At 74.0% G+C, this 24735-nt stretch carries 25 protein-coding genes; 17 read left to right on the forward strand and 8 right to left on the reverse strand.

Translation table 11 applies throughout. The annotated features are described in order from the left end of the window. The first annotated feature begins 46 nt into the window (after positions 1-46). Entirely contained in the window at positions 47-619 is a 573-nt protein-coding gene (locus tag EV374_RS19650; RefSeq protein WP_132237455.1) for a hypothetical protein, read from the forward strand. Positions 620-701: 82 nt separating this feature from the next. Here EV374_RS19650 and EV374_RS19655 read toward each other — a convergent pair whose 3' ends face one another. After that, positions 702-998 carry a ferredoxin gene (locus EV374_RS19655; RefSeq protein WP_132237457.1) on the reverse strand — a complete coding sequence of 99 codons (297 nt, stop codon included), beginning with the start codon at positions 996-998 and terminating at the stop codon, positions 702-704. 178 nt (positions 999-1176) lie between these two features. Between EV374_RS19655 and arc the strand changes: the two genes are divergently transcribed. From arc to EV374_RS19700, 9 genes are all read left to right on the forward strand, one after another. Next, positions 1177-2958, forward strand: coding sequence for a proteasome ATPase (gene arc, locus EV374_RS19660; RefSeq protein ID WP_121398236.1), 1782 nt, complete (start codon positions 1177-1179; stop codon positions 2956-2958). A 166-nt stretch (positions 2959-3124) separates the two neighbouring features. Beyond that, positions 3125-4642, forward strand: coding sequence for a depupylase/deamidase Dop (dop, locus tag EV374_RS19665; RefSeq protein WP_132237459.1), 1518 nt, complete (start codon positions 3125-3127; stop codon positions 4640-4642). 104 nt (positions 4643-4746) lie between these two features. Beyond that, positions 4747-4962, forward strand: coding sequence for a ubiquitin-like protein Pup (locus EV374_RS19670; RefSeq protein ID WP_088993750.1), 216 nt, complete (start codon positions 4747-4749; stop codon positions 4960-4962). Positions 4963-5200: 238 nt separating this feature from the next. Beyond that, a complete protein-coding gene (locus EV374_RS33535) occupies positions 5201-5434 on the forward strand; it encodes an endonuclease VII domain-containing protein (protein WP_486485853.1) in 234 nt (77 codons plus the stop codon). Further along, entirely contained in the window at positions 5353-6192 is an 840-nt protein-coding gene (gene prcB, locus EV374_RS19680) for a proteasome subunit beta (protein ID WP_207914382.1), read from the forward strand. The genes EV374_RS33535 and prcB overlap by 82 nt, the downstream gene beginning before the upstream one ends. A gap of 61 nt (positions 6193-6253) precedes the next feature. Continuing rightward, entirely contained in the window at positions 6254-7075 is an 822-nt protein-coding gene (prcA, locus tag EV374_RS19685; RefSeq protein WP_132237463.1) for a proteasome subunit alpha, read from the forward strand. 436 nt (positions 7076-7511) lie between these two features. Further along, positions 7512-8870 (forward strand): Pup--protein ligase, encoded by a 1359-nt coding sequence (gene pafA / locus EV374_RS19690; protein ID WP_132237465.1) that lies wholly within the window; start codon positions 7512-7514, stop codon positions 8868-8870. Between the two features lie 70 nt (positions 8871-8940). Continuing rightward, positions 8941-9126 (forward strand): hypothetical protein, encoded by a 186-nt coding sequence (locus EV374_RS19695; protein WP_132237467.1) that lies wholly within the window; start codon positions 8941-8943, stop codon positions 9124-9126. A 233-nt stretch (positions 9127-9359) separates the two neighbouring features. Then, positions 9360-9908, forward strand: coding sequence for a carboxymuconolactone decarboxylase family protein (locus tag EV374_RS19700; protein ID WP_132237469.1), 549 nt, complete (start codon positions 9360-9362; stop codon positions 9906-9908). 86 nt (positions 9909-9994) lie between these two features. Here the strand turns inward: EV374_RS19700 and EV374_RS19705 are convergent, their stop codons facing one another. Next, positions 9995-11080: a DUF3866 family protein gene (locus EV374_RS19705; RefSeq protein ID WP_132237471.1), complete on the reverse strand. Its 1086-nt coding sequence runs from the start codon at positions 11078-11080 to the stop codon at positions 9995-9997. A gap of 63 nt (positions 11081-11143) precedes the next feature. Further along, complete coding sequence (locus tag EV374_RS19710; RefSeq protein WP_132237473.1) at positions 11144-12100, reverse strand: cation diffusion facilitator family transporter; 957 nt, start codon at positions 12098-12100, stop codon at positions 11144-11146. Between the two features lie 127 nt (positions 12101-12227). Here EV374_RS19710 and EV374_RS19715 point away from each other — a divergent pair, with 127 nt between their 5' ends. The 7 genes from EV374_RS19715 to EV374_RS19745 all read left to right on the forward strand — a co-directional run bounded on the left by EV374_RS19715 (position 12228) and on the right by EV374_RS19745 (position 18088). Next, entirely contained in the window at positions 12228-13226 is a 999-nt protein-coding gene (locus EV374_RS19715; RefSeq protein ID WP_132237475.1) for a WYL domain-containing protein, read from the forward strand. Next, positions 13223-14287 (forward strand): helix-turn-helix transcriptional regulator, encoded by a 1065-nt coding sequence (locus tag EV374_RS19720; RefSeq protein ID WP_132237477.1) that lies wholly within the window; start codon positions 13223-13225, stop codon positions 14285-14287. Before EV374_RS19715 ends, EV374_RS19720 begins: the two co-directional genes overlap by 4 nt. A 10-nt stretch (positions 14288-14297) precedes the next feature. After that, the gene (locus tag EV374_RS19725) at positions 14298-14546 is read left to right on the forward strand and encodes a hypothetical protein (protein ID WP_132237479.1); all 249 of its coding nucleotides are present in this window, start codon (positions 14298-14300) and stop codon (positions 14544-14546) included. Between the two features lie 207 nt (positions 14547-14753). Further along, positions 14754-15080, forward strand: coding sequence for a Sec-independent protein translocase subunit TatA (tatA, locus tag EV374_RS19730; protein ID WP_132237481.1), 327 nt, complete (start codon positions 14754-14756; stop codon positions 15078-15080). A gap of 18 nt (positions 15081-15098) precedes the next feature. Beyond that, positions 15099-16049 (forward strand): twin-arginine translocase subunit TatC, encoded by a 951-nt coding sequence (tatC, locus tag EV374_RS19735; protein ID WP_132237483.1) that lies wholly within the window; start codon positions 15099-15101, stop codon positions 16047-16049. A 662-nt stretch (positions 16050-16711) separates the two neighbouring features. Then, entirely contained in the window at positions 16712-17317 is a 606-nt protein-coding gene (locus tag EV374_RS19740) for a response regulator transcription factor (RefSeq protein WP_486485854.1), read from the forward strand. A 192-nt stretch (positions 17318-17509) separates the two neighbouring features. Then, positions 17510-18088 carry a response regulator transcription factor gene (locus EV374_RS19745; protein ID WP_132237485.1) on the forward strand — a complete coding sequence of 193 codons (579 nt, stop codon included), beginning with the start codon at positions 17510-17512 and terminating at the stop codon, positions 18086-18088. 24 nt (positions 18089-18112) lie between these two features. On the opposite strand, the gene EV374_RS19750 is transcribed toward EV374_RS19745, so the two are convergent. The 5 genes from EV374_RS19750 to lanKC all read right to left on the reverse strand — a co-directional run bounded on the left by EV374_RS19750 (position 18113) and on the right by lanKC (position 24668). Beyond that, a complete protein-coding gene (locus tag EV374_RS19750) occupies positions 18113-19951 on the reverse strand; it encodes an ABC transporter ATP-binding protein (RefSeq protein WP_132237487.1) in 1839 nt (612 codons plus the stop codon). Further along, on the reverse strand, positions 19948-21678 hold the full coding sequence (locus EV374_RS19755) for an ABC transporter ATP-binding protein (RefSeq protein ID WP_132237489.1): 1731 nt from the start codon (positions 21676-21678) through the stop codon (positions 19948-19950). The genes EV374_RS19750 and EV374_RS19755 overlap by 4 nt, the downstream gene beginning before the upstream one ends. A gap of 72 nt (positions 21679-21750) precedes the next feature. Beyond that, entirely contained in the window at positions 21751-21870 is a 120-nt protein-coding gene (locus EV374_RS19760; RefSeq protein WP_089003486.1) for a SapB/AmfS family lanthipeptide, read from the reverse strand. 71 nt (positions 21871-21941) lie between these two features. Beyond that, positions 21942-22061: a SapB/AmfS family lanthipeptide gene (locus EV374_RS19765; protein WP_013734295.1), complete on the reverse strand. Its 120-nt coding sequence runs from the start codon at positions 22059-22061 to the stop codon at positions 21942-21944. 6 nt (positions 22062-22067) lie between these two features. Continuing rightward, positions 22068-24668: a class III lanthionine synthetase LanKC gene (gene lanKC / locus EV374_RS19770; protein ID WP_165947844.1), complete on the reverse strand. Its 2601-nt coding sequence runs from the start codon at positions 24666-24668 to the stop codon at positions 22068-22070. Positions 24669-24735: the final 67 nt, after the last annotated feature.

Consider the following 24735-nt stretch of genomic DNA (forward strand, 5'->3'; position numbering starts at 1 on the left):
TCCCGCCCGTCGGCGCGTGCCGGCGGGCCGGGCACGGGGAGGTGTCATGAGCCGGCCCGGCTTCGGCGGGGGTGACCTGCCGGCGGTGTTCCCGGACTGGTCGCCCTACCAGGACCTCGAGTCGGCTGCCCGGGCGTACCTGCGCGACCCGGACGTCGCGCTCGAGGCGCTCGGTGGGGTGCTGCGCGGCGCTTCGGTGCTCGGCTTCACCCTGGAACGCTTCGTCAACGAGGTCAACGGGGTGTGGCAGGAGGTCGTGGTCTGCGACGGCAGCCGCCTCGTCCTCTGGCACGGCGAGGACGTGCCGCCGGAGGACGGGCCGCCGGGCTCGATGACCTCGTCGTTGCGGGTGGTGCCGGTCTCCACGGTGACCGAGGTCGGCTGCCGGCGCCGGCTCACCCGCGCCGAGGACGGCGGGATCCGGGTCGACAGCATCGACGTCTACCTGCTGCTCACCTCGCTGGACGAGGCGCCGCCCAGCGACGAGGCGGTGGGCGCGCCCCGGCACGACGCGCTGCGCTTCGGCAAGACCCTCGACGACGGCGGCGCCGGACAGATCGCCCGGCTGGAGGAGTTCGCCCGCCTGGTCGCCTCGGTGGTCGGCCGCCCGATGCTCTGAGCCGTACGCCCGGGTGGGCCGCGCAGGCGGGGGCCCGGACGTCTCGATTCCTCCCGCGCGAGCGCGCGGGAGGGCCGGGCCGTCAGTCCTCCTCGGCCTCCGGGCCGGCCACCTCGACGCCGTCGCTGCCGCGCACCACGTGGATGCACTCGCCCGGGCACTCCTTCGCCGAGTCGATCACCTCGAGGCGCAGGTGCTCCGGCACGTCGACCCGGCTGCCCGGCGCCATCCGCAGCTCGCCGTCGGGGCCCTTGACGTACGCCAGCCCGTCGACGTCGAACTCGAAGACCTCGGGCGCGTACTGCACGCAGAGCCCGTCGCCCGTGCAGAGATCCTGGTCAACCCAGACCTGCAACTCGTCCGTCACGACCTGCGCCACGGCGCACCCCCCATGTTCTCCCGTCCCACGCCCCGACGGTACCCGAACGCCCGTACCGGCCCCCCCGGGCCACCCTTCGCGATCAAGGTTCGGTGACGAGCGCGTTGCGTGGGACCGAATCGGCCTCATAGCGGCTAGTGTTAGGGCAGAACGTTCAAGCCCCCCGGGGAGGTGGGACGTGGCACGCAGCGACGACGCGGACTCGCGCGCCGCACGGTGGGAGAAGGAGGCCCACGATCTCTCCACGCAGGTCGCGTTCCTTCAAGAGGAACTCGCTCTGGTGCGGCGCAAGTTGACCGAAAGCCCCCGACACGTCCGGCAGCTCGAAGAGCGGCTGGCGGCCACCCAGGCACAGTTGGCGCGGCTGACCGAGAACAACGACCGGCTCGTGAGCACCCTCAAGGAGGCTCGCGCGCAGATCGTGACGCTCAAGGAGGAGATCGACCGCCTCGCGCAACCGCCGAGTGGTTACGGCGTCTTCCTTGCGCGGCACGACGACGGCACGGTGGACGTCTTCACCGGCGGACGCAAGCTCCGGGTCGCCGTCTCGCCCTCGCTGGACGTCGCCGAGCTGCGGCGCGGCCAGGAGGTCCTGCTCAACGACGCGCTCAACATCGTCGACGCGTTCGGTTTCGAGCGGGTCGGCGAGGTGGCGATGCTCAAGGAGATCCTCGCGGGTCCCGACGGCAGCCCGGGCGACCGGGCCCTGGTGGTCTCGCACTCCGACGAGGAGCGCATCGTGCACCTCGCCGACACCCTGATCGGTTCGCCGATCCGGGCCGGCGACTCGCTCATGATCGAGCCCCGCTCGGCGTACGCGTACGAGCGGATCCCGAAGAGCGAGGTCGAGGAACTGGTCCTGGAGGAGGTGCCCGACGTCGACTACACCGACATCGGTGGCCTCCACTCGCAGATCGAGCAGATCCGCGACGCGGTGGAACTGCCCTTCCTGCACGCCGACCTGTTCCGCGAGCACCAGCTCCGCCCGCCGAAGGGCATCCTGCTCTACGGCCCGCCCGGCTGCGGCAAGACGCTGATCGCCAAGGCGGTGGCCAACTCGCTGGCGAAGAAGATCGCCGAGCGGGAGGGCAAGGAGAAGCACACCAGCTTCTTCCTCAACATCAAGGGCCCGGAGCTGCTCAACAAGTACGTCGGCGAGACCGAGCGGCACATCCGGCTGATCTTCCAGCGGGCCCGCGAGAAGGCCGGCGAGGGCACCCCGGTGATCGTGTTCTTCGACGAGATGGACTCGATCTTCCGGACCCGCGGCTCCGGCGTCTCCTCCGACGTGGAGAACACCATCGTTCCGCAGCTGCTCAGCGAGATCGACGGCGTGGAGGGGCTGGAGAACGTCATCGTCATCGGCGCCTCCAACCGGGAGGACATGATCGACCCGGCGATCCTCCGGCCGGGCCGACTCGACGTCAAGATCAAGATTGAGCGGCCGGACGCCGAGGCGGCCAAGGACATCTTCTCCAAGTACATCCTCTCCGGGCTGCCGCTGCACCCGGACGACCTGGCCGAGCACGGCGGCGACCCCCAGGCCACCGTCGCGGCGATGATCGACGCGGTCGTGCTGCGGATGTACTCGGAGACCGAGGAGAACCGCTTCCTCGAGGTCACCTACGCCAACGGCGACAAGGAAGTCCTCTACTTCAAGGACTTCAACTCCGGCGCGATGATCCAGAACATCGTCGACCGGGGCAAGAAGATGGCCATCAAGGAGTTCCTCACCTCCGGACGCAAGGGCCTGCGCCTGCAGCACCTCCTCGACGCCTGCGTCGACGAGTTCCGGGAGAACGAGGACCTGCCCAACACCACCAACCCCGACGACTGGGCCCGGATCTCCGGCAAGAAGGGCGAGCGGATCGTCTACATCCGCACGCTCGTCTCCGGCGGCAAGGGCGCGGAGGCCGGCCGGTCCATCGAGACCGCCAGCAACACCGGCCAGTACCTCTGACGGACACCCGCACGGGGCCCGTGGCGCGACGCGCCACGGGCCCCGTCCCGTCCGTACCCGCCTCTCCGCCCCTGCCGCCCCGGTCCGCCGCGCCCCCATCCGCCGCGCGGCCGACTACGCTCGACGTGACGGGGGACCGGGTCGGGCGAGCGAAGCGGGTAGGTCGATGAGCGTAAGACGGATCATGGGCACCGAGGTCGAGTACGGCATCTCCGTTCCCGGCCAGGCCGGGGCCAACCCCATGGTCACCTCCTCCCAGGTGGTCAACGCCTACGGGGCGCGCCCGGAACTCAACCGAGGCGGCCGCGCCCGCTGGGACTACGAGGAGGAATCGCCGCTGCGGGACGCGCGCGGCTTCACCTACTCCGGCGCCGCGTACGACCCGGCCGAGGCGCTCGCCGACGAGGACCTCGGGCTGGCCAACGTGATACTCACCAACGGCGCACGGCTCTACGTCGACCACGCCCACCCGGAGTACTCCACACCAGAGGTGACCAACCCGCTGGACGTGGTGCGCTGGGACAAGGCGGGGGAGCGGGTGATGGCCGAGGCGGCCCGGCGCGCCGCCACGATCCCCGGCACCCAGCCGATCCACCTCTACAAGAACAACACCGACAACAAGGGCGCCAGCTACGGCTCGCACGAGAACTACCTGATGCGCCGGCAGACGCCGTTCGCCGACATCGTCGCGTACCTGACGCCGTTCTTCGTGACCCGGCAGATCGTCTGCGGCGCCGGCCGGGTCGGCATCGGCCAGGACGGCGGGCAGAGCGGCTTCCAGATCTCCCAACGTGCGGACTTCTTCGAGGTCGAGGTCGGCCTGGAGACCACCCTCAAGCGGCCGATCATCAACACCCGCGACGAGCCGCACGCCGACGCCGACAAGTACCGCCGGCTGCACGTCATCATCGGCGACGCGAACCTGTCGGAGATCTCCACGTACCTCAAGGTCGGCACCACGGCGCTGATCCTCACGATGATCGAGGAGAAGGCGCTCGGCCCCGACCTCGGCATCGCCGACCCGGTCAGCGAGCTGCGCGCCGTCAGCCACGACCCGTCCCTGACGCACCGGATGCGGCTGCGCGACGGGCGGCGGCTGACGGCCCTGGACCTCCAGTGGGCCTACTACGAGCGGGTCCGGTCCTTCGTGGACGACCGCTACGGCACAGACGCCGACGAGCAGACCCTCGACGTGCTCGCCCGCTGGGAGCGCGTGCTGGACAGGCTGGGCCGTGACGTCATGCTCTGCGCCGACGAGCTGGACTGGGTGGCCAAGCTGCGGCTGCTGGAGGGCTACCGGGAGCGCGAGCAGCTCGGCTGGGGCTCGCACAAGCTGCAACTGGTCGACCTCCAGTACTCCGACGTCCGCCCGGAGAAGGGCCTCTACCACCGGCTGGTCTCCCGGGGCGCGATGAAGACGCTGCTCGACGACGAGCAGACGCGTAAGGCGATGACCGAACCGCCGGAGGACACCCGGGCCTACTTCCGCGGCCGCTGCCTGGCCCAGTACGCCTCCGAGGTCGTCGCGGCCAGCTGGGACTCGGTCATCTTCGACGTCGGCCGGGAGTCGCTGGTGCGGGTGCCGATGATGGAGCCGGAGCGCGGCACCCGCAAGCACGTGGGGGCGCTCTTCGACCGCTGCGCGAGCGCCAAGGACCTGTTGGAGACCCTCACCGGCGGCTGACCGGGTCGACGATCGCCCGTCGGGTGCCGAACGCGGCGCGCGGCGGGCTTTTCGTCGCCTCCGCGAGGTAAGTTGATCGCAGGGCGATCGTGGAGGAGGCAGCAATGGCCACTCGTGACAGCGGCGGGCAGTCGCAGTCGGGCAAGTCGCGTCAGGGCGAGGAGATCGAGGACGTCACCACGGAGGCGAACCCGGAGGTCGCCGAGCGGCACGCCGAGATCACCGAGGACGTCGACGACCTGCTCGACGAGATCGACTCCGTTCTCGAAGAGAACGCCGAGGAGTTCGTCAGGGGGTACGTCCAGAAGGGCGGTGAATAGCACTTATGTCCGATTTGCCTCCGGCGTCGGACAAGGTGTGCGCCCCAGTGCAGCCGCTTGCCGCCCGTCGCCGAGTCCCATCGCAGTCGGCGACGGGCTGACGGGCTTGCCTAGGCGGCAAGCTACTGCAAGCCCTGTCACCACGCCCGGGGCGAGGAGACGGCCCAGCGGCTCCACGGCATCGGCGAGAAGGAGTTCCAGGAGCTCCTGGCCGAGCAGGGCGGGGTGTGCGCGATCCGTGGGCACACCGGATCCCCAACATCTCGACCACGATCATCGCACCGGGTGGGTGCGCGGGATATTGTGCTTCAACTGCAACGGTGGCCTTGGCCAGTTCCGTGACGATCGGTCGCGGCTGGCCGGGGCGATCACATATCTGAGAGGAACCACGTGGCAGCGGGTTTTGATCCATCCGGGCGTCTACCAGATGTGTTCACCAACGCGGGGACGTCCTCCTTCACCTCGTTCCTGAGCAAGGTGGCCCCCGAGATGTTGCCCGGCCGCCGGCCGCTGCCGCCGGGTATGGCCGCCGACATGGCGCCGCACGCGACCACCATCGTGGCCATCTCGGCCGCCGGCGGTGTCGTGATGGCCGGCGACCGGCGGGCCACCATGGGCAACCTGATCGCCCAGCGCGACATCGAGAAGGTCCACCCGGCCGACGCGTACTCCCTGGTCGGCATCGCCGGCACGGCGGGGATCGGCATCGAGCTGATGCGACTGTTCCAGGTGGAGCTGGAGCACTACGAGAAGATCGAGGGCGCGATGCTCTCGCTCGACGGCAAGGCCAACCGGCTCGCCTCCATGATCCGTGGCAACCTGGGCGCCGCGATGCAGGGCCTCGCGGTGATCCCGCTCTTCGCCGGCTACGACCTGGCCGCGAAGGACCCGGCGCGGGCCGGCCGCATCTTCAGCTTCGACGTCACCGGCGGCCCCTACGAGGAGACCGGCTACGACGCGATCGGCTCCGGCTCGCTCTTCGCCCGGTCGGCGCTGAAGAAGCGCTTCCAGCCGGGGCTCTCCATCGCCGAGGCGGTCCGGCTCGCGGTCGAGGCGCTCTACGACGCGGCCGACGACGACACCGCGACCGGCGGCCCGGACCTGATCCGGCGGATCTACCCGGTGGTGATGACGGCGACGGCGGAGGGCACCCACCGGCTCACCGACGAGGAGATGTCGGCGATCGCCGAGAGCGTGGTCTCCGGCCGGATGGAGAACCCGGGCGGTTGATCCGCTCCCGCCCGTACCAGTCAGCAGCCGTCAGCACAGCGCCCTAAGGAGAACCGCCGCCGTGGCCATGCAGTTCTACGCCTCGCCCGAGCAGATCATGCGCGACCGCTCCGAGCTGGCCCGCAAGGGCATCGCCCGGGGCCGCAGCGCGGTGGTCCTGAGCTACGAGGGCGGGGTGCTCTTCGTCGCCGAGAACCTCTCCAGCGCCCTGCACAAGGTCAGCGAGATCTACGACCGGATCGGCTTCGCCGCCGTCGGCCGCTACAACGAGTTCGAGAACCTGCGCCGCGCCGGCGTGCGGATGGCCGATCTGAACGGCCTCAGCTACGACCGGCGTGACGTCACCGGCCGGGCCCTGGCGAACGCCTTCGCGCAGACCCTGGGTGCCATCTTCACCGAGCAGTCGAAGCCGTTCGAGGTGGAGATCTGCGTGGCCGAGGTCGGCACCACCGCCGAGGACGACGAGCTCTACCGGCTCACCTACGACGGATCCGTCAACGACGAGCCGGGCCGGATGGCGATGGGTGGGCAGGCCGAGGCCATCACCGGCGTGCTGAAGTCCCACCACCGTCCGGACATGTCGCTGGGCGAGGCGGTCAAGGTCGCGGTGCAGGCCCTGAGCAGCGTCGGGGGAGAGGGCGGCGCCGCCCGGACCATCGCCGCCAACCAGCTGGAGGTGGCGGTCCTGGACCGCCGCCGGGTGGGGCGCACGTTCCGCCGGATCACCGGGGCCGCGTTGACCGCGCTGCTCGACGGCGACAAGGCCGAGGAGCCGGTGTCGGCCCGCCCGGAGACGCCGACCTCGCCGACCGAGGAGGCGAAGAAGCCCACCACGTCGGCCGGCTCGGCGGACCTGGAGGGCCGGGACACCCCCGAGGCGTAGCAGGACACATCCCGGTGGGCCGTCGGGCGTGGACACGCCCCGGCCGCCCACGCCGGGCTCCGACGACGGCGCGCGGGTCGAGTGCGGCCCGCGCGCCGTAGCGCAACCCCACCGCGCCCGCTGCCCGCCGTTCCCGGCCGTCTCAAGGGTCGCCCGGCCGCTCCCGGGCGTCTCAGGGGCCGTCCGACGCGCCGTACAGGACCTCCCGCCCGTCGCGGATCTGCGCCCGGAGCGTCCAACCGGGACGCCTCGCGCGCAAGTGCGGCGTCGGCGACGCGCCACACGCGGCCGGCCGGTGTACGGACGAGTGGCCGTGGCCGCCGTGCGCCCGCCGGGTCCGGCGCTGCGGTGCCCTGGGTCGACCGTCACCGATCCCGTGTGAGACCGGCACGGTGTGCGCTGCCCATCTGGGGCCTCGGGCGGCTAATGTCTCATCATGGAGCGGCGAATCTTCGGCCTCGAGACCGAGTACGGCGTCACCTGCACCTACCGCGGGCAGCGGCGGCTGTCCCCTGACGAGGTCGCCCGGTACCTCTTCCGCCGTGTGGTGTCGTGGGGCCGGTCGAGCAACGTTTTCCTGCGCAACGGCGCCCGGCTCTACCTGGACGTCGGCTCACACCCGGAGTACGCCACCCCGGAGTGCGACTCGGTGACGGACCTGGTCGCGCACGACCGGGCCGGCGAGCGGATCCTGGAGGGTCTGCTCGTCGACGCGGAGAAGCGGCTGCACGACGAGGGCATCGCGGGCGAGATCTACCTGTTCAAGAACAACACCGACTCGGCCGGCAACTCGTACGGCTGCCACGAGAACTACCTGGTGTCGCGGCACGGGGAGTTCGGCCGGCTGGCCGACGTGCTGATCCCGTTCCTGGTCACCCGGCAGTTGATCTGCGGGGCGGGCAAGGTGCTGCAGACGCCGCGCGGGGCGGTCTACTGCCTCTCGCAGCGGGCCGAGCACATCTGGGAGGGCGTCTCGTCGGCGACGACCCGCAGCCGGCCGATCATCAACACCCGCGACGAGCCGCACGCGGACGCGGAGCGCTACCGCCGGCTGCACGTCATCGTCGGCGACTCCAACATGAACGAGGTCACCACGCTGCTGAAGGTCGGCACCGCCGACATCGTGCTGCGGATGATCGAGGCCGGGGTGGTGATGCGTGACCTGACGCTGGAGAACCCGATCCGGGCGATCCGGGAGGTGTCGCACGACATCACCGGCCGTCGCAAGGTGCGGCTCTCCTCCGGCAAGGAGGTCAGCGCGCTGGAGATCCAGCAGGAATACCTGGCCAAGGCGACCGAGTTCGTGGAGCGGCGCGGCGGCGACCAGACCGCCAAGCGGGTGGTGGAGCTGTGGGGCCGGGTGCTGCGCGCGGTGGAGACCGGCGACCTGGAACCGGTGTCGCGGGAGATCGACTGGGTGACCAAGCTGCGGCTCATCGAGCGCTACCAGCGCAAGCACGACCTGCCGCTGTCGCACCCGCGGGTGGCCCAGATGGATCTGGCCTACCACGACCTGCGCCGGGGCCGGGGTCTCTACGGGCTGCTGGAGCGGCGCGGCGAGGTGGACCGGGTGGCGACCGATCCGGAGATCTTCGAGGCCAAGGAGACCCCGCCGCAGACGACCCGGGCCCGGCTGCGCGGGGAGTTCATCCGGCACGCCCAGGAGAAGCGGCGCGACTTCACCGTCGACTGGGTGCACCTCAAGCTCAACGACCAGGCGCAGCGCACGGTGCTCTGCAAGGACCCGTTCCGGGCGTACGACGAGCGGGTGGAACGGCTGATCGCCAGCATGTGACGGCGGCGGGCCGGCCCGGTGCGGTGGCGATCACCGTCCGGGCCGGCCGGGCCGGTAGGCTGACCGCGCCATGACGACTTCCGAACCCCCCGAGCGCGGCGGCCAGCGACAGAACTGGGCCGAGCGCCGCCGCGAGAAGATCCGCGCCGAGATCGAGCGCAACCGGCGCGGCGAGTACACGGTGCCCACCTGGGTGCTGGCGCTCGCGCTGGTGCTGATCGTGGGCGCCTGGCTCGCCCTCATCTTCCTGGTCTGACCCCGGCCGGCGCCACGGGCCGGGGCGGCCTTCACGCTGGACGCCGAACCGGGTCTCCCCGGGCGGCTGCGAAGTGGGGCGCCCGGCCGCCGGTCCGACACGGCACCCCGGCCGGGGCGACGCCGCACTCTGGAAGTTGTGCCGTCCCGGCTGAGCTGGAACCGTCGTGCCCGTTCGGCATTGTCGGTGACGGGCCACGCGCGCTGCGTGGTCGCGGCAGGGAGGGTGACCGTATGGCACACATCGACCTCGGCCTCGACGAGCGGGAGCATCCGGGCATCAACGGCCCGCTGCGGTTCCGTCCCGAGACGGCCAAGCCGCTCGGCGAGCTGGCGGAGGCGCTGCTACGCGCCCCGCATCCGACGCTGACGGCGGGGGAGCGGGAGCTGATCGCGGCGTACGTGTCGGGGCTCAACGAGTGCAATTTCTGCTGTGCCTCGCACTCGGCCTTCGCGGCGGCGCAGCTGCCCTCGGGCATGCGGCTGGTGGAGCAGGTCCGTGCCGATCCGGCGGCCGCCGAGGTCAGCGAGAAGCTGCGGGCGTTGCTGGACATCGCCGGTGCCGTGCAGCGCAGTGGTCGGGAGGTGACGGCGGACCTGGTCAAGGTCGCCCGGGGCGCCGGCGCGACGGATCTGGAGATCCACGACACGGTCCTGATCGCGGCGGCGTTCTGCATGTTCAACCGGTACGTGGACGGGCTGGGCACGCTGGCCCCGGAGGACCCGGCCGTGTACGAGATGGCCGCCGAGCGCATCGTGCGGTACGGCTACGGGGCGAGCTGACCGACCACCACCGGGCCCGGCGCCTCCGGCTCGGGTGCGGGCGACCGCCGCATCCGCAGGCGCCGGGGCCCGGTGGTGGCCGCGGGTCAGGACAGCAGGCGCGCGGCGTGCCGGCCGGCCGCGGCGGCGGCCAGGAAGTAGGCGTGGTCGGCGTCGAGGCCCCGACCCATGGTGGACAGCGTCACCGGGGTGTCCCGCAGCGCGGCGTCCAGCCCGTCGGTCGGCACCCGGACGACGGTGTGCCGCGCCGTGAGGGGCGCCAGCGCCGCGTCCACCTCGCCGGCCAGCGCCGGGGCCAGTCCGTCGGGCACGACCAGCTCGGCGGGGGCGAGGGCCACCCGGCCGTACGCGGTGAGGCTGTGGTGCGACACGCCCCGGTGGCGGGGCCGGGGGTCGGCGTCGGAGATCCGTAGCGACCCGATCGGGCGCCCGCCCAGCGTGGCGACGGCGTTGACGGCCTCCCCGACGGCCACCCCGGAGAAGCCCCACCGGGTGCCGGTGCCCAGGTTGCCCGGTCCCTGGGCGACGATCGCCACGTCGGCGCGCAGCACGTGCCGGGCGGCCAGCAACCCGCTGTGCACGGTGCTCGCCTCCAGGTCCCCGCCGAACGCCTGGCCGACGGTGACCGTGCCGACGAGGTGGTCGCCCAGCGCGGCGAGGGTGCGGGAGAACCAGGCCGGCAGCGCCCCGCCGTCGGTCAGCAGGTACGCGACCCGGGCGGCGGGGGCGTCGGCGTGGATGCCGGCCAGGACGGCCGGCAGCGCGGAGTGCAGGTCGGCGGTGACGACGGGCAGGCCGGCCAGGTCGTCGGCGGCCTCCATGACCGCCCGGTGCGGGGACGCCTCCTCGTCGACACCGAGCAGGATCGGCTGCAGCGGGGTGTAGCGGGCCTTGACGAGGTGGCCGGCGTCGCGGCTGTCGAGGGCCTGCGGCGGGTCCGGGGGCAGCCGGTCGGGCAGCGCCACGACCAGGGCGTATCCGCCGGTGCCGAGGCCCATCAGCAGCGCGCCGGCGTTGAGCAGCACCCGGTCGCCGGGCTCGGGCCGCCCGACGAGCGCGGGGTAGGCCAGGGCACGTATGGTGCCGCCGTCGGGCAGCTCGACGTCCAGTTCCACCGCCCCGGTCCACTGTCGCCGCAGCGCCGTCACCGTTCCCGACCGCCATCGCACCATGCCCGGCACGCTAGCGTCGCCGTCCGCGGCGGGCGCGCCCGGGGCGGTACGGCGGGTCGGCGGTCAGCCGCCGGTGCCCCCGGGTTCCGGGGCGTCGCCGCTGCGGGTGGGGTCGAGGAAGACGTACCGGATCTGTGGGTGACGGGCGGTCAGGCGCCGCTCGGCCTGGTCGGCGGCGTCCTCGATGGTCGCGCCGCTCGCGTCGTCGTCGAAGTCCACCTTCGCCGCGACCAGGACGTCGCTCGGGCCGAGCTGCATCGTCAGCAGCGTGTCGATGCGCCGCACGGCGGGCAGGCCGGCCAGTTCCTCGGTGATCTCGCCGCGCAGTCGTTCCGGCACGGACCGGCCGACCAGCAGCGAGATGTTGCTGTGCGCCAGGACGGCGGCCACCACGAGCAGCAGCACGCCGATCAGGACGGAGGCGGCGCCGTCCCAGAACTCGTCCCCGGTGAGCTGCGACAGGGCCACCCCGGCGGCGGCCAGCAACAGCCCGATCAGGGCGGCGCTGTCCTCCAGGAACACCGCCTTCAGGGGGGTGTCGGAGGTGAGGTGCAGGAACCGGCGCGGCGAGGTGCGCCAGCGTCGGGACTCGGCGCGGACCTGGTGCACGGCGCGGGCCAGGGAGACCGACTCGATGGCGAACGACACCGCCAACACGATGTAGGTGACCAGGTACTCGCCGCTGTGCTCGTGCACCAGGATGGTGGTGACGCCGTGGGTGATCGCGAATCCGGCGCCAGCGACGAACGTGAACAGCGCCGCGAGGAACGCCCAGACGTAGCTCTCCTTGCCGTACCCGAACGGGTGCCGGGCGTCGGCGGGCCGCGCCCCGCGGCGCAACGCGAGGTACAGCAGCACCTCGGTGGTGGTGTCGGCGACGGAGTGCACGGCCTCGGAGAGCATCGCCGCCGACCCGGAGATCACCCCGGCGATGAGTTTGGCCACCGCGATGGCGAGGTTGGCGGCCCCCGCCACCACGACGGTGGCGACGCTCTCGGTCCTGACCTCCGGCTGGGCCACCACGTCACTGTAGGGTCGTCGGTGGCCGACCGCCCGGCGACCGGGTGAACCGGCCGGGCGCGACGCGGGGCACGTCCTGCCCGCGTGGGTGCACGGGCGCGGCGGGTGGGCTGCTAGCGTCTACCGCGTGTCGCGGACCCGCACCGAACGCCTGGTCAACCTGGTTATCTGCCTGCTGTCCACGCGGCGGTTCCTGACCGCCGCGCAGATCGCCGCGACCGTGCCCGGCTACGAGCACGATCCCGACGACGCGCGTGACCACGAGGCCTTCCAGCGCAAGTTCGAGCGGGACAAGGCCGAGCTGCGCGAGCTGGGCGTGCCGCTGGAGACCGGGACGGCGAGCGTCTTCGACGCGGAGCCCGGCTACCGGATCGCCCACCGGGAGTACGCGCTGCCCGACATCCCCCTCGAACCGGACGAGGCCGCCGCGGTCGGCATCGCCGCCCGGCTGTGGCAGCACGCCGGCCTGGCCGCCGCCGCCTCCTCCGGGCTGGCGAAGCTGCGCGCCGCCGGCGTCGACGTGGACCCGCAGGCCACGCTGGGCCTGGAACCGATGGTCACGGTGGACCCGGCGTTCGCGCCGCTCACCGCCGCGGCCCGGGACCGGCGCGAGGTCAGCTTCGACTACCGGGTGCCCGACCGCGACGACTCGACCCGCCGCCGCCTCCAGCCGTGGGGCGTGGTCTGCTGGCGGGGCCGCTGGTACGTGGTCGGGCACGACCTCGACCGCGAGGCGACCCGCTGCTTCCGGCTGTCCCGGGTGGTCGGCACGGTCCGGGCGACCGGCGCCCCCGGGGGCTACGAGCCGCCGGCGGGGGTCGACCTGATCAGCCACGTGGCCCGTTGGTCGGGGCCGACGGAGCGCACCGGGCGGGCCACCGTGCTGGTCGCCGCCGGACGGGCCGCCGGGCTGCGTCGCTGGGCCGTCGACGTCACCGCCTGCCCCGAGGGCGACCGGCTCGTCCTGCCCTACGCCGACGCGGACGTCCTCGCGGGCCAGCTCGTCGGCTACGGCCCGGACGTGCGGGTGCTCGATCCGCCGGAGGTGCGCGACGCGGTGATCCAGCGGCTCAAGGAGATCGCCGCCCGGCACGACGACCTCGCAGTCGCCGGGGGTGTCCGGTGACCCGGCCGGCCGCCCGGGGCGGCTCCCGCGCGTCGGCCGACCGGCTGGCCCGGCTGCTGAACCTGGTGCCCTACCTGCTGGCCCGGCCCGGCATCGAGCTCGCCGAGGCGGCCGGGGACCTGGGCGTCACCGAGCGGCAGCTGCGCGAGGACCTGGAGCTGCTGTGGGTGTGCGGGTTGCCCGGTTACGGCCCCGGTGACCTGATCGACATGGCCTTCGACGGCGACCGGGTGACGATCACCTACGACGCCGGCATCGACCGGCCGCTGCGGCTCACTCCGGACGAGGCCCTCGCGTTGGTGGTGGCGCTGCGGATGCTCGCCGAGACGCCCGGGGTGACCAACCGGGAGGCCGTCGAGCGGGCTCTCGCGAAGATCGAGCACGCTGCCGGTGACCTGGTGGCGGCGCCGGTCGAGGTCCGGCTGCCCGCCGACACCCGGCGGGTGGCGGAGCTGCGGACGGCCGTGGAGAGCGGCCGGGCGCTGCGCATCACCTACTACACGGCCGCGCGGGACGAGACCACCGACCGCGTCGTCGACCCGCTGCGGATGCTGATGGTCGGCGGGCGGGCCTACGTGGAGGCGTGGTGCCGCCGGGCGGAGGCGGTGCGCCTGTTCCGGGCCGACCGCATCGACGCCGTCGCCGAGTTGGAGGAGCGGGCGGTGGTGCCGCCGCAGGCCCGCCCGCACGACCTCACGGAGGGCGTGTTCCGCCCGTCGCCGGACCTGCCGCTGATCACCCTGCGGATCGGCCGGGGCGAGCGGTGGCTGACCGAGTACTACCCGTGCGAGCGGGTCGAGGCCGGCGGCGGCGACCAGTGGCTGGTGTCGTTGCGGGTCACCGACCTGGGCTGGGCCCGCCGGTTCGTGCTGGGCCTGGGCCCGGACGTGGCGGTGGTCGCCCCGGTCGAGCTGGCCGAGCAGGTGCGGGCCGCGGCGGTCGCCGCCCTCGACGCGTACGCGTCGCCGGTGCCGGCCGCGCCACCCGTGCCCGTCGGCGGGTCGGACCCGGCACGGGTCGTCTCCCCGGCCGACCCGGCGGTCACCGCCGGCACGCAGTAGGCTGGCCGCCGTGGTGAAGTGGATCGTGCTCGCGGTGGTGCTGTTCGCGCTCGTCGTGTTCGCCCTGGCCCTGCGGCCGGTGCTGGCGCGGCTGCCCCGGCTGCGTCGCGCGGCCGTTGCCCTGCAACGCCGGGCGACCGAGGCGGAGGCGCTGCGGGAGACCGCCGAGACCCTCCAGGCGCGGGCGGAGGCGCTCCAGGGGCAGCTCGACACCACCCAGCGGCGGCTGGCCGTGATCAAGGCGAAACGCGGCGACTGATCGATCGGTGCCCGGTTCCTGCGCGAACCGCTCCGGTTCACGCAGGAACGATCCTGCCGCAGATGGTTGACGGGACGTCCCGCGTTGGTCAAGACTTCACCGGCCGGGACGAACCACCACCACCCGGCGGGTGGCAGCGGCCGTCGACGGACGTACGATGGGCTGCGGTACACCCCTCACGACGACACAGAGCGACTGGAGCTTCCCATGGGTGCCCTCAAGCCGTGGCACATCGCCGTACTCGTGGTCGTGCTGATCCTGCTCTTCGGCGCGAAGCGGCTCCCGGACGCGGCCCGTTCGCTGGGCCGTTCGCTGCGGATCATCAAGGCCGAGACCAAGAGCCTGCACGACGACGACCGGGACCTCGCCGAGAAGGCCGACGCGCAGTCCGCCTACCAGCCGCTCCCGCCGCAGACCGTCCAGGGTCAGCCGTACGCGCCGCCGCCCGCCGGGCAGCAGCCGCACGTCGCCCCGCAGCAGCAGCCGTACGCACCCCCGGTCAACGACCCGGTGCAGCGCGTCCGCGACAACTGACCGAAGGGCCCGAGACCCGTGGCCTTCGCCCTCAAGAAGCGCGGCCCGAGCAACTTCGAGCGGGCCGCCGACGGCTCGATGACGCTCATCGAGCACATCCGCGAGCTGCGCACCCGGTTGTTCCGCGCCTCCCTGGCTATCGCGTTCGGGCTGATCATCGGCTTCCTGCTCGCCCAGCCGGCGTTCGACCTGCTCAAGCAGCCGTACTGCCGGCTTCCCGGCATGATCGTCGACGGTGAGTGCCAGAACTTCCTGCAGCTCGCACCGACCGACGGTTTTGTCCTCAAGCTGAAGCTGGCGCTCTGGATCGGGTTGATCATCGGAGCGCCGGTCTGGCTCTACCAGCTCTGGGCGTTCATCGCGCCGGGCCTGCACCGGCACGAGCGCAAGTGGGCGTACGTCTTCGTGGCGATCGCGGCGCCCCTGTTCGCCGCCGGCGCGGTGCTGGCCTTCTTCGTGGTGGACAAGGGCCTGGCCTTCCTGCTGGAGGCCGGCGTCACCGGCACCGACTCGCAGCTCGAGGTGACCCGGTATATCTCGTTCGTCACCAACATGATCCTGCTCTTCGGGGTCGCGTTCGAGTTCCCGCTCACCCTGCTGATGCTCAACTTCACCGGGGTGGTGAGCGCCCGCCGGCTGCTCAGCTGGTGGCGGGCCGTGGTCTTCATCTGCTTCGCGTTCGCGGCCATCGCCACCCCCGACCCCGGGCCGTTCGGCATGACCCTGCTGGCGCTCTGCCTGTCGCTGCTCTACTTCGTCGCCGTCGGGGTGGCGTTCCTCAACGACAAGCGCAGGGGACGTGGCAAGGAGGTCTACGCGGGCGTCGGCGACGACGAGGTGTCGCCGCTGGAGCTCGACCCCGAGCCGGTGGAGGCCGGGCAGCGGGTGGACGCCAGCGCGCCGATCGCGGCCCCCGAGCCGGTCGCCGCGCCGGCGCCGATCGAGCGCCGCTACGACGACATGACCTGACCGGCCGGTCGTTCCCCGATCACGAACGGACACAAGCCCTCCCTCGCCGGGGGGCTTGTTCCGTTGCGGCGCCGGTGCGTACGGCACTGCGGGCGGGCTCCCTAACGCACGGCGCGTCAGCCGTCAGCACCCAGTCGGCAATCCGTCACGAGGCATCCACGAGCTGCAATCGGGTAAGCAGATCTTTACGATGTGTCGACGTGTCCGACGAGGGAGGTCGCTGTCCAGTGCGTCGCCCGACGTTTGGTCGTCCACCCGTCCCCGGGCCGGAGGTCGCCTCCCCGCCGCGGCGGCCCAGGGTGCCCGTCGCCCGGCCCGTCGTGCGGCGGGGAGCCGCCGTCCCGGCCGCCACGCACGGCCGCGCCCCGGCGCCGCCCGGGCACCGCGCCGGCGCGGCCTTTCGACGGGGGCCGACGGGGGGCTTCCACCCGCGCCGGCCGCCCCGGGTGACCGGTCTCCCGGGGTGAGTGCCCGCCCGGGCTGAGTCCCGGCGGGCCCGCCCGCGCGCTCGTCCGGCCCCTCCCGCGCCGGACCACCCGGATGCCGCCGCCGGCGGTCGTCGTTGTCGCGCTTCATGATCCAGTCGTTCCGTCCGACCGGCCTGCGTAGTCCCGTCAACGGGACCGCCCGCCGCCCCCGCACCCCCAGATCGGAGCCACCCGTTGATCCGCGTCGTCGTTGTCGAGGAGATGGGCCTGCTGCGCACCGCGTTGTGCGCGGCACTGTCGAGCGAGGAGGACATCGAGGTCGTCGCCGAGGTGACCGGGGTGGCGGAGCTGCCCGCCCTGGTGCGCCGGCACCGGCCGGACGTGGTGCTGGTGGACCTGGCGCCGGACGCCCCGCACCCGGTCGAGGTCGTCGCCGAGATCACCGGGGCGATGCCCGACACCGCCGTGCTGGCCATGGGCCGCCGGTGGAGCCAGCGGATCGTCGGGGACCTGCTCGCCGCCGGCGTACGGGGCCTGGTGGGCAAGGACGCGTCCCTGGAGGCGCTGGTCGACGCCGTCCGGGAACTCGCCGCCGGGGGGAAGGTCATGGACGCCGCCGCCGCCGTGACGGCGCTGCGCCCCGGGTCGAGCCCGCTGACGCGCCGGGAGGTGGAGGTGCTGCGGGTGGCCGCGGAGGGCCTGCCGCTCAAGGAGATCGCCCGCCGGCTCTACCTGGCGCACGGAACGGTACGGAACCACCTGTCGGCGATCATGCGCAAGACCGGTGCCCGCAACCGGATGGAGGCGGTGTGGCGCGCCCGCCGCGACGGCTGGATGTAGCGGGCCGGCCCCGCCCACCCGGACCGGGGCGTGCCGGCGGCTGTCCCGCCCCTCGTCCGGCCTGGACGGTGGCGGGTCGCCCGCCGGATACGGCCTGGACGGTGGCGGGTCGCCCGCCGAGCGGAATCTGGCGGGACGTGTTTGAATTTTGACGGTCCGTGATCTGTCTGACGACGCTCCGGAGGGTCAACGGTGATCCGTACCCTGCTCGCTCTCGACGGCGCCCTGGTCCGTGGCGCCCTGTCGCTCGTGCTCGCCGCCGAGGCGGACATCAGCGTGGTGGCGGAACTGGACCGGGGCGACGCCCTGCCACCGGCGGTCCGGACGCAGCGTCCCGACGTGGCGGTCGTGGACCTCGACCTCATCGGCGACACGGGTGTGGCGGGGCACTGCCCGTTGCTGGTGCTCGCCGACCGTCGCCGGGCGCGTAGCCTGCACCGGGTCTTCGTGCCGGGGCGCAGCGTCGGGATCCTCGGCGCCGACGTCTCCCCGCACCGGGTGCTGGACGGCATCCGGCGGCTCGCCCGCCGCGAGTCGGTGGTCGACGCCGACCTGGTGATGGCGGCACTGAGCCGGGACAGCCCGCTCACCTCGCGGGAGACGGAGATCCTCGACCTGACCGCGGCCGGGGCGCCGGTCGTGGAGGTTGCCCGGGCGCTCGGGCTCGCCCCGGGGACCGTGCGCAACCACCTCGGCCGGATCGCCCGCAAGGCGGGCGCGCGCACGAGGGTGGAGGCGGTGCGGGTCGCCCGCGAGGCCGGCTGGATCTGACGACGGGCGCCGACCCCGGGACCGTCAGGGCCGGCCGAGGGGCACGCGGTCCGGCGGCGTCACGTCCTCCCAGTGCCCGACCAGCTCGCGGTAGGTGGTCGAGCGGGTCAGCAGGTCGTCGTGGCTGCCGACGAGCGGCCGGTCGCCGTCGAACACCAGCACCCGCCGCGCCCGGGTCGCCGAGCTGATCCGGTGCGCGATCACCACCAGGGTGCCGCCCCGGCGGGCGAAGGCGTGCTCGACGGTCGCCTCCAGGGTCGGGTCCAGGTGACACGTCGCCTCGTCGAGGATCACCAGCGGCGCCGGGGCGAGGTAGGCCCGGACCGCGGCGATGAGCTGGCGCTCCCCGGCGGAGAGGGCGGCGGGGTCGAGTTCCGCGTCCAGGCCGCCGAGGCGGGCCACCAGGGGACCGGCGCCGAGGGCACGCACGGCGGCCAGGACCGTCGCGTCGTCGGCGTCGGCGTGCAGGTAGCGGAGGTTGTCGCCGACGGAACCGGTGCGCACGTACGCCTCCTGCGGCACCAGCACCCGCAGCCGGGCCAGCGCCTCCGGCGGCGTGCCGTCGACCGGTACGCCGGCCAGGTGGACCGTGCCCGACTCCGGTGACGCCAGCCCGGCGACCAGCGCGGCCAGGGTGGACTTGCCGGCGCCGCTCGGCCCCACCACGGCCAGGTGGTCGCCGGCCGCCACCGTCAGGGTGAGGTCCGCCAGGACGGGGCGGGCGTGCGGGCCGTACCGGAAGGTCAGCCCCCGCAGCGCGACCGCCGGCGGGTTGTCGCCGCCGGCGGCGGCCCACGGCGCCGGGCCGGCGGCGACCGGTGGGGGACCCACCTGGCCGGCGGCCGGGGGCGCCGGGACGGCGGCGGGGCGGGATGGCGGCGCGGTGGGCGGCTGAAGGGCCGGCCCCGGGGTCGGGCTGGTGCGCAGGATGCGGCCCAGGGTGACGGCGTAGCGCAGGCCGCCGCCACCGACGCCCTGCACGACCGCGTGCAGGGCGGGTTGCAGCCCGGTGGTGACGTAGACCAGCGCGCCCAGCACGGCGCCGGCGCTCAGCCCTTGCCGGACCAGCCACGGCGCGGCCAGCACCAGCACCACCACGGGCAGCCAGCCGCCGACGCCGAGGCTGAGGCTGCGCAGCGCCGCCATCCGGGCGAGGGTCCGCTCCGCGTCGGCCTGCGCCGTGACCCGTTGGTCCACGTCGGACACCACGCGCTCCTGCGCGCCGCAGGCGACGACGTCGCGGTGCCCGGCCAGCGCCGACGCCGCCGAGCGGCCGAGCCGCTCGCCGGCGGTCACCTGGGCCCGCTGGTGCGCCACCATGGCCGGCAGCGACGCCCCGAACACGGCGAGCCCCACCACCAGCGGGGCGGCCACCGCACCGGCCAGCGGCGGGGCCAGGGCGAGCAGGCCGAGCAGCGCCGCGCCGGCGGTGAACAGGAACCCGCGGACCACCAGCAGCAGCCCGCCGAAGGTGTCCCGGACCACCTCGACCTGGTGGGTCAGCCGGGCCACGGTGGCGCTGTCCGCCCGGCCGCCGGCCCGGGTGGCGTCGTGCAGGGCCCCCCGCACCACCCGGGCGGCCAACTCGTCGCGGAACGGTTCCACCACGGCCCCGAGGCTGCGGTACACCTGCCCGCTGGCCGCCGCGCCCACCAGCACGGCCGCGGCGAGCCCGGCCAGCCAGACCAGGCCGGTGCCGAACTCACCGGCCAGGAAACCACTGTCGACGGCGCGGGCCACGAGCACCCCGCCGAGTAACGCCGGCAGGGCCTCCACCGCGGACCAGGCGGCCAGCCGGCCCAGGGCCCGGCGGCGGGCCCGCAGTGCCGCCCAGGTGCTGCGGCGTACACCGGGGCCGCTCATCGGGCGTCTCCGCCGGGCGTGAAGACCGCCCGGTAGGCCGGGTCGGCCCAGAGCTGCCGGTGCGGCGCCACGGCCCGCAGCCGCCCGCCGTCGAGCCACGCCACCAGGTCGGCCGCCGCCGCCGTCGTCGCGCGGTGGGTCACCACGAGTCGGGTACGCCCGCCGGCGCCGGCCGCCACCGCCCGGGCGATCCGGTGTTCGGTGGCGGTGTCCAGGCTGGACGTGGCGTCGTCGAGGACGAGCAGCCGCTCGGCGGGGAACGCGCGGGCCAGCCCGAGGCGCTGCGCCTCGCCGCCGGAGAGCGGCGCGTCCGCCAGCCGGGTGCGGAAGCCCTCGGGCAGCCGGGCGACGACGTCGGCGACCTGCGCCGCCCGCGCCGCGGCCAGCACCGCCGGGGTGGCCGGTGCGGTGCCGGCGGGCGGTCGCGCCGAGCCGGCGGGCAGCCCGAGCCCGATCGCGTCGTGCACCGTCTCGCCGACCAGCACGGGTCGGTCGAAGGCGTGGCCGACGGCCCGGCGCAGCGCGGACGGGTCGAGCCGGCGCAGCGGCACCCCGTCCAGCAGCACCTCGCCGGTCTCCGGGTCGTGCAGGCGGCCGGCCACGGCGGCGAGGGTCGACTTGCCGGCGCCGGAGCGGCCGACGACGGCCACCGTGGCGCCCGCCGGGACGGTCAGGTCGATCCCGTCGAGGACCGCCCGCCCGTCCTCGGCGCGTACGCCCACCCCGCGCAGCCGCAGTTCCCCCCGGCCGGGCGGCAGCGGCTCGGCGCCGTCGGGGCGTACCGGGTGGGCCAGCGGCTCGGCGATCCGGCCGGCCGCCGCGCGGGCGCGGACGAGGCGGTTCAGGGTGGCCAGCACCGCGCCCAGTCCGGCGCCGAGGGCCGCGTACTGCACGGCGGCGACGAGTTGGCCGGGGGAGAGCCAGCCGACGGTCAGCGCGTACCCGCCGACGGCCACGACGGCCACCTGGAGCAGCGGCCCCACGGCGGCGGTGCGGGCGCTCGCCCTGGCCAGCAGCCGCCAGCTGAGCAGCCCGTACCCGCGCAGTTCCGGCAGGGCCGCGAGCACCCGGTCGCGTTCCCGGTCGACGGTCGCGGCGGCGGCGATGGTGCGGGCGCCGCCGAGGGCCTCCAGCAGGCGCCCGGCGATGTCCCCCAGCACCCGCTGGTAGCCGGCGACGGCGGCGGAGGCGTCGGTGACGAAGGCGCGCATGAGCAGCGTGAGCAGGGCCAGCCCGCCGAGGAGGGTGACGCCGAGCAGCGGTTCGAGCAGGGTGAGCGCCACGACGCTGCCGACCGGGGGGAGCAGCGCGACGACGCCGAGCACCACGGCGGTGCCGGCCTGCCCGGCCTCGGCGGCCTGCCCGACGAGCCGACCGACCAGGTCGCCCACCGGGTGGCGGCGGACGGTGCGGACGTCGCAGGCGAACAGGTGCCGCAGCAGGCGCCGGCGCAGCCGTGCGGTGGCCCGGGCCGCGCCGTACCCGCTGGCCACGTCGGCGAGGATGTCGGTGACCATGAGGACGGCGATCAGGCCGCAGGCGGCGGCCGGCCACCAGACGCCGGGGTCGCCGTCGACGGCGGCGTCGACCGCGAGCCCGAGCGCGGCGGGCAGGGCGAGTTCGGCGGCGGCGCCGGTGAGCGCGACCGCGCCGAGCAGGACCGTCCACCCGCCGCCGTCGCGGACCACCCGCCGCAGCAGCCGGTCGGTGCCGGTCGGCGTCCCCATGGCTTCTCCCGCGAAAGACGTGCGGCCCTGGACGGACACGGCGTCCGCCCAGGGCCTCGCGTGTTGACCTGGTCAGTTGCAGGTCGTGACGGACAGCGAGCTGTCGCCACAGAGCAGCAGGCTCGCGCGGCTGCCACCGCCGGTGCGGTCGGCGGGGGCCATCTCCATGCCCTGAAGGTCGAGAAGCGCCATGTCGATCATCTCCTTCTGTGCTGTTCGGTCGGATGGTCCTGTGCTGGACGTCGCCACTGGGGGCGTCCGGCTCAGTTGCAGGTCGTGACGGACAGCGAGCTGTCGCCGCAGAGCAGCAGGCTCGCCCGGCTGCCACCGCCCGTGCGGTCGGCGGGGGCCATCTCGAGGCCCTGGAGGTCCAGAAGCGCCATGTCGTGTCACCTCCTTCCGTGCTGGTCGGTCGGATCGGTCGCCCTCGCCGAGGCGAGGGAGTCGGTGGCGCCCGTCAGGGGCGCGAGGAACGGCAGGCGCACCGGGTCGTCGGGCCGCGCGGCGGCCAGCGCCAGCAGCACGCCGGCGGTGCCGGTGCCGAGGTCCATGGACAGCCGCAGCAGCTGCTCGCCCGGGAAGGCGGTGCCGTCGCGGTAGGGCAGGGCGTGCCAGGCCAGCCGGGCCACCTGGGCGTCGCGTTCGCGGCAGAGCCCCGGATCGTCGGGGTACGCCGCCAGGTAGGCGATGATGCCGGCCCGTCCGGCGAAGAGGCCGGACTGCGCGTAGAACGGTGACCGGGCGGCGCGGCGTACGCCGGCGCTGGCCTCGGCGAACCGCTCGTCGGCGCGGTGCCGCAGGTACTCGTCGAGCACCAGCCCGATGCCGACGCTGCCCTGCCCGAGGTAGGGCATGGTGCGCCAGCCCTCGTTGACCTCCAGCGCGCCGTCGGGGCGTACCACGCAGCGGCGCAGGTCCTGGCGCAGGGCCGTGGCGGCGTGGTCCAGCAGGGCCTCGTCGCCGGTCAGCTCGTGCAGCCGCACCAGCAGCAGCGCCGGCCCGGTGCGGCCGCGCAGCAGCCCGGCGTACGGGTTGCGCCCGCCGCTGATGTCCGGCCCCGGGTCGTCGGCGAGCTGGTCGACCACCCGCTCGGCAACCCGCCAGGCCGCGTCGCGCAGGGCCGTCTCGCCGGTGCGTCCGGCCAGCTCGGCCAGGTTGAGCGCGATGCCGGCGAGGCCGCCCGAGAGGCTGTGGTCCAGGCCGTCCAGCGGCTGGCGCAGACAGATGTCGAGCACGTCGAGGGCGTCCTGCCGGCGGCCGAGCGACTCCAGGGCGTACGCGACACCGTGCAGGCCGTCGTAGAAGCCGCACCGGGTGCCGGAGGCGGGTGCCGTGGCATGACGGACCAGCCACTGCTCGTGTTCCGGCCACCGTCCGGCGCCGCTGACGTGCAGGGCGTACAGGACGCCAGCGGCGCCGTGGGCGAGGTTGAGCCCGCCGCTGCGGAACTGCTCGATGTCGCCGGGGAAGAGCCGGTCGTCCCGGTCGGGTGTCGCGCTGGCGAGGATCGCCCGGGCGAGCCGGTCCCGGTGGGCCGGCCCGACGTCGACGGTGAGGTCGGGTGCCCCGCCGGCGTCCGCCGGGGCGGGGCCGGTGATCTCCCGTACGGCGTCGTCGAGGAGTTCCCTCGGCACCGGGAAGTGCGCGGCGATCACATCGGCGAGGTGCGCGGCCTTCTCCGGCCCGAGCCGGACGAGCTGGGTCAGCGGCAGGAACAGCGCCAGCCGCAGGCAGGCCAGGGCGTACCGGTCGACGGCGGGACCGGTGCGGTCCCGGGGCGCGGCGAAGCCCTGGTTGCGCAGTCCCGGCCGGCGGTGGCCGTCGATCGGCGCGGCGACCTCGAAGTCGACGAGCGCGATCCGGTCGTCCGGGCGGACCATGACGTTGAACAGGTGCAGGTCGCCGTAGACCAGGCCGCGGTCGTGGATCGCCGTGACGACCTCCTCGACCTGTCGGTGCACGTCCAGCGCCCAGCGGGTGTAGTCGGCGCGGTCGGCGTCCGTGGCGTCGGCGTCGATCAGCGGATACCGGTCGACCAGGACCTTGTTGAGCGGGCGGCCCTCGATGAACTCCAGCGCGAGGAACCGGTGCTCGCCGAGGGCGAACTCGTCGTGCACCCGGGGCACCTGGGGCAGGTCGGCCAGCCGGCGCAGCGCGTCGGCCTCCCGGGCCAGGCGGGCGACCGCGTCGGCGCCGTCGGCGTCGAGACCGGCGTGCGGCCGGGCCTCCTTCAGCACCAGTTGGCCGTCGGTCCGCACGTCCCGGCCGACGTAGAGGCCGCCTCCGTTGGAGAAGTGGATGACCTTCTCGATCCGGTACGGCACCTCGTTCGTGCTGGTGGCGTTGCGGGCGGCCAGGTGCGGGCCGAGGAAGTCGGGCAGCGTCACCCAGGACGGCACGTGGAACACCGGGTCGCGGCGGTCGGGCACCAGCGTGCCCGTGTCGTCCTCGATCGCCGGGACCACCTGGCCGTCGGGGGAGTGGCAGTAGCGCGCGGCGAAGCCGCCGTAGCGTACGTGCACCGGGCCGGCGCCGTGACGCAGGTCGCTGAGGATGTACGGGCCGGGCTCGCCGGCGAGCAGCTCGTCGAGCTCCTTGCAGACCAGCTCCAGCTCCGCGTCGTCGCGGGGGTACACGGTGACGAACTTGCCGCTGGCCGCCCGGGAGGCGTACTTGGAGTTGCGCAGCAGCAGGGTGCGCGGGCCGCGGAGGAACTTGAAGGACAGTCCGCGCGGGACGCAGTAGTCCCAGACGGCGTCCAGCACCCGCTCGGCGTTGTCCAGCGTCGCCGACACATGGATCTTCCAGCCCTGCTGGGGCAGCGTGCCGCCCTCAGGGGCGTAGATCAGCCAGTCGTCGAGCGGCTCGGAGCGCCAGCCGTCGGGGACGGGCCGCTGCGCCGCCGCGAAGGTGGGCTGCTCGACCGCGCTGCCGAGGGAGTCGTAGAAGAGCCGGTCGGCGGCGCAGTAGCTGTCGTAGCGCTCGTCCACCGTGGCCACTCCCTCCGCTGTTCGGCCGGTGCCTGCGTCGTTCGGCCGATGCCTTCGTCCTGCTGAC

The organism is Micromonospora sp. CNZ303 (assembly GCF_004345505.1).